The 5,441-nt window shown below is 46.4% G+C and carries 2 tRNA genes and 3 rRNA genes; all 5 read left to right on the top strand.

The features are described from left to right. Nucleotides 1-305: 305 nt before the first annotated feature. Nucleotides 306-1,822, top strand: a 16S ribosomal RNA gene (locus tag LV842_RS16030). A 172-nt stretch (nucleotides 1,823-1,994) separates the two neighbouring features. Further along, nucleotides 1,995-2,068: transfer RNA gene (locus LV842_RS16025), tRNA-Ile, on the top strand. Between the two features lie 103 nt (nucleotides 2,069-2,171). Continuing rightward, a tRNA-Ala gene (locus tag LV842_RS16020) sits at nucleotides 2,172-2,245 on the top strand. Between the two features lie 158 nt (nucleotides 2,246-2,403). Then, a 23S ribosomal RNA gene (locus tag LV842_RS16015) occupies nucleotides 2,404-5,158 on the top strand. A gap of 125 nt (nucleotides 5,159-5,283) precedes the next feature. Then, nucleotides 5,284-5,391, top strand: a 5S ribosomal RNA gene (gene rrf, locus LV842_RS16010). The 16S, 23S and 5S rRNA genes sit together here with 2 tRNA genes alongside, the layout of an rRNA operon. The last annotated feature ends 50 nt before the right edge of the window (nucleotides 5,392-5,441 follow it).

Here is a 5,441-nt window from a genome sequence, read left to right as displayed (position 1 = left end):
AAATAAAAGTTGCGTGAGTTAAAATTTTTTGTATCTTTGCAGTCCGGTAAAACGGGAAGCGCAGGAGTGAGATTGAAGGTTTAGAGAGGGGTTAAGGTTAATAAAAAAAACTTTAAAATTTTCTTGAAAAACATTTGGTCATAAAGAAAATAATTTTTACTTTTGCACTCGCAAATACGGAGTGAAACTGACAGAAAAGTAGCTCGGTTAAAAAGCGAAAGAACGAAGTTCATTGACATACAATATAACAACCAAGTAAGGAAAAACTAAAGCGTAAAATAACTTTGAGTGAGTCAGACAAACATACAATGGAGAGTTTGATCCTGGCTCAGGATGAACGCTAGCGGGAGGCCTAACACATGCAAGCCGAGCGGTAGAGATTCTTCGGAATCTTGAGAGCGGCGTACGGGTGCGGAACACGTGTGCAACCTGCCTTTATCAGGGGGATAGCCTTTCGAAAGGAAGATTAATACCCCATAATATATTAAGTGGCATCACTTGATATTGAAAACTCCGGTGGATAAAGATGGGCACGCGCAAGATTAGATAGTTGGTAGGGTAACGGCCTACCAAGTCAGTGATCTTTAGGGGGCCTGAGAGGGTGATCCCCCACACTGGTACTGAGACACGGACCAGACTCCTACGGGAGGCAGCAGTGAGGAATATTGGACAATGGGTGAGAGCCTGATCCAGCCATCCCGCGTGAAGGATGACGGCCCTATGGGTTGTAAACTTCTTTTGTATAGGGATAAACCTTTCCACGTGTGGAAAGCTGAAGGTACTATACGAATAAGCACCGGCTAACTCCGTGCCAGCAGCCGCGGTAATACGGAGGGTGCAAGCGTTATCCGGATTTATTGGGTTTAAAGGGTCCGTAGGCGGATCTGTAAGTCAGTGGTGAAATCTCACAGCTTAACTGTGAAACTGCCATTGATACTGCAGGTCTTGAGTAAGGTAGAAGTAGCTGGAATAAGTAGTGTAGCGGTGAAATGCATAGATATTACTTAGAACACCAATTGCGAAGGCAGGTTACTATGTCTTAACTGACGCTGATGGACGAAAGCGTGGGGAGCGAACAGGATTAGATACCCTGGTAGTCCACGCCGTAAACGATGCTAACTCGTTTTTGGGGCTTCGGCTTCAGAGACTAAGCGAAAGTGATAAGTTAGCCACCTGGGGAGTACGTTCGCAAGAATGAAACTCAAAGGAATTGACGGGGGCCCGCACAAGCGGTGGATTATGTGGTTTAATTCGATGATACGCGAGGAACCTTACCAAGGCTTAAATGGGAATTGATCGGTTTAGAAATAGACCTTCCTTCGGGCAATTTTCAAGGTGCTGCATGGTTGTCGTCAGCTCGTGCCGTGAGGTGTTAGGTTAAGTCCTGCAACGAGCGCAACCCCTGTCACTAGTTGCTACCATTAAGTTGAGGACTCTAGTGAGACTGCCTACGCAAGTAGAGAGGAAGGTGGGGATGACGTCAAATCATCACGGCCCTTACGCCTTGGGCCACACACGTAATACAATGGCCGGTACAGAGGGCAGCTACACAGCGATGTGATGCAAATCTCGAAAGCCGGTCTCAGTTCGGATTGGAGTCTGCAACTCGACTCTATGAAGCTGGAATCGCTAGTAATCGCGCATCAGCCATGGCGCGGTGAATACGTTCCCGGGCCTTGTACACACCGCCCGTCAAGCCATGGAAGTCTGGGGTACCTGAAGTCGGTGACCGTAAAAGGAGCTGCCTAGGGTAAAACAGGTAACTAGGGCTAAGTCGTAACAAGGTAGCCGTACCGGAAGGTGCGGCTGGAACATCTCATTTTAGAGCGTCTTAAGACGTTAAACAAAATTAGTATCGTAAGATACGGAACTTACTTAAAGTTCAGCTTTAGTTTTTATTTGGTTGATATATAAAAATACAAAACCCACTAGAAATTAGTATAAGGGATAAGAGATAATTAACAATTATTAATTAATAATTATTAATTAGAGAGAGTCTCGTAGCTCAGCTGGTTAGAGCGCTACACTGATAATGTAGAGGTCGGCAGTTCGAGCCTGCCCGAGACTACTAATTGAAAGGATTAAGGTATTGAGGAATTAAGATATTAAGAAATTAGCGAAAGCAAATCTCTTAATCTCAAAATCTTTAAATTTTTTAATCTTAACTAGAGGGGGAATTAGCTCAGCTGGCTAGAGCGCCTGCCTTGCACGCAGGAGGTCAAGGGTTCGACTCCCTTATTCTCCACAGTTTTGGAAGACTGATTTAAAAGTTACGAATGGAGCCAAAAACAACATTTGTTCATCAGTTTGAAAAGAAGATAATAAGATCATTGACATTAACGGTAAAGACATCACAAAGAGAAAACCGAGCACTTATAAGTGCTTGAGTAACCTAAAAATAGGAAAGAAATCGTTAAGGGCGTATGGCGGATGCCTAGGCTTTCAGAGGCGAAGAAGGACGTGGTAAGCTGCGAAAAGCTGCGGGGATTGGCACACACGAATTGATCCGCAGATGTCCGAATGGGGCAACCCAATACATTGAAGATGTATTACCTCGTAAGAGGAGCAAACCAGGAGAACTGAAACATCTAAGTACCCTGAGGAAAAGAAATCGAAGAGATTCCGTAAGTAGTGGCGAGCGAAAGCGGATTAGCCCAAAAGTCTTTATATATTTAGAAGAATGTTCTGGAAAGAACAGCCAAAGACGGTGATAGCCCGGTATTCGAAAGGTATACATAGATGATAAATGAGTAGGGCGGGACACGTGAAATCCTGTCTGAATATGGGGGGACCATCCTCCAAGGCTAAATACTCCTGAAAGACCGATAGTGAACAAGTACTGTGAAGGAAAGGTGAAAAGCACTTCGAATAGAAGGGTGAAATAGAACCTGAAACCGTACGCCTACAAGCGGTCGGAGCCCACAAGTTGGGTGACGGCGTGCCTTTTGCATAATGAGCCTACGAGTTAATTTTACTAGCGAGGTTAAGGTATTAAGTACCGGAGCCGGAGCGAAAGCGAGTCTGAATAGGGCGCATAGTTAGTAGGATTAGACGCGAAACCTTGTGATCTACCCATGGGCAGGTTGAAGCTCTGGTAACACAGAGTGGAGGACCGAACCGGTTGACGTTGAAAAGTCTTCGGATGACCTGTGGGTAGGGGTGAAAGGCCAATCAAACTGGGAGATAGCTCGTACTCTCCGAAATGCATTTAGGTGCAGCGTCGTATATAAGTTTATTAGAGGTAGAGCGACTGATTGGATGCGGGGGAGTCAAATCCTACCAATTCCTGACAAACTCCGAATGCTAATAAATGTTCTACGGCAGTGAGGGCATGGGTGCTAAGGTCCATGTCCGAGAGGGAAAGAACCCAGACCAACAGCTAAGGTCCCCAAATTTCTGTTAAGTTGAAGCAACGCGGTTGGACTGCATTGACAGCTAGGATGTTGGCTTGGAAGCAGCCATTCATTTAAAGAGTGCGTAACAGCTCACTAGTCGAGCGGTCCGGCATGGATAATAATCGGGCATAAACAGAATACCGAAGCTATGGATTTGTAATTTATTACATCTGGTAGGAGAGCATTCTATTCGCACAGAAGCAGTATCGTGAGGTATTGTGGAGCGTATAGAAAAGAAAATGTAGGCATAAGTAACGATAAAGGGGGCGAGAAACCCCCTCACCGAAAGACTAAGGTTTCCTCAGCCATGCTAATCAGCTGAGGGTTAGTCGGGACCTAACGCGAACCCGAAAGGGGTAGTGGATGGACAATGGGTTAATATTCCCATACTTGCTCACACTAAAAAGGGGACGGTTCGACGTAGCTATTGAAGACGGACGGAAGTGTCAAGGCCTAGCCTTCGGGCGAAGCTGTTATAGTGAAATCGGATCCAAGAAAAGCCGAAGTGAAGCAACCCGTACCAAAACCGACACAGGTGGTCGAGGAGAGAATCCTAAGGTGCTCGAGTGAGTCGTGGCTAAGGAACTAGGCAAAATAGTCTCGTAACTTCGGAAGAAGAGACGCCAGCAGCAATGCTGGCCGCAGTGAAGAGGCCCAGGCGACTGTTTATCAAAAACACAGGACTCTGCTAAATCGAAAGATGCTGTATAGGGTCTGACACCTGCCCGGTGCTGGAAGGTTAAGGAAGGGCGTTAGCGTAAGCGAAGCGTTTGACTGAAGCCCCAGTAAACGGCGGCCGTAACTATAACGGTCCTAAGGTAGCGAAATTCCTTGTCGGGTAAGTTCCGACCTGCACGAATGGTGTAACGATCTGGGCACTGTCTCAGCCACGAGCTCGGTGAAATTGTAGTATCGGTGAAGATGCCGATTACCCGCAATGGGACGAAAAGACCCTGTGAACCTTTACTATAACTTCGTATTGACTTTGAGTAAGTAATGTGTAGGATAGGTGGGAGACTTTGAAGCAGGCACGCTAGTGTTTGTGGAGTCAACGTTGAAATACCACCCTTTACTTACTTGGAGCCTAACTTCTTTTAGAAGGACATTGCGTGGTGGGTAGTTTGACTGGGGTGGTCGCCTCCAAAAGAGTAACGGAGGCTTTCAAAGGTACCCTCAGCACGCTTGGTAACCGTGCGTAGAGTGTAATGGCATAAGGGTGCTTGACTGTGAGACCTACAAGTCGATCAGGTGCGAAAGCAGGACATAGTGATCCGGTGGTTCCGTATGGAAGGGCCATCGCTCATAGGATAAAAGGTACTCCGGGGATAACAGGCTAGTCTCCCCCAAGAGCTCACATCGACGGGGAGGTTCGGCACCTCGATGTCGGCTCGTCACATCCTGGGGCTGGAGAAGGTCCCAAGGGTTGGGCTGTTCGCCCATTAAAGTGGCACGCGAGCTGGGTTCAGAACGTCGTGAGACAGTTCGGTCTCTATCTATTGCGGGCGTTAGATGTTTGAGAGGGCTTGATTCTAGTACGAGAGGACCGAATTGAACAAACCTCTGGTGTATCAGTTGTACCGCCAGGTGCACCGCTGAGTAGCTACGTTTGGAAGAGATAAGCACTGAAAGCATATAAGTGCGAAACTCGCCTCAAGATGAGACATCTTTTAAGGGTCGTTGGAGATGACAACGTTGATAGGCTACAGGTGTAAAGTTGGTAACAGCATAGCCGAGTAGTACTAATTACCCGTAGATTTATAGCCTATTGGTTATTACTAAAACAAGCCTTATAAGTGCAATACTGGTTTTGCCTTTGTGATGAAATTTACCGATAAAATGCTAAAAGCTTAAGGCCTGAAGCCTGATGCTTACAGCTATATACAACCTTTAGGGTGGTTTTAGCGGTGGGGCTCACCTGTTCCCATTCCGAACACAGAAGTTAAGCCCACCAGCGCCGATGGTACTGCGAAAGCGGGAGAGTAGGTCGCCGCCAGTTTTTATTTAAAGTCTCATAGAGTATTCTATGAGACTTTTTTTGTTTTATAC

Origin of the sequence: Chryseobacterium gwangjuense (assembly GCF_021311115.1) — a bacterium.
Classification (GTDB): Bacteria; Bacteroidota; Bacteroidia; order Flavobacteriales; family Weeksellaceae; genus Chryseobacterium; species Chryseobacterium gwangjuense.
This window is presented reverse-complemented; position numbering and strand designations above follow the sequence as displayed.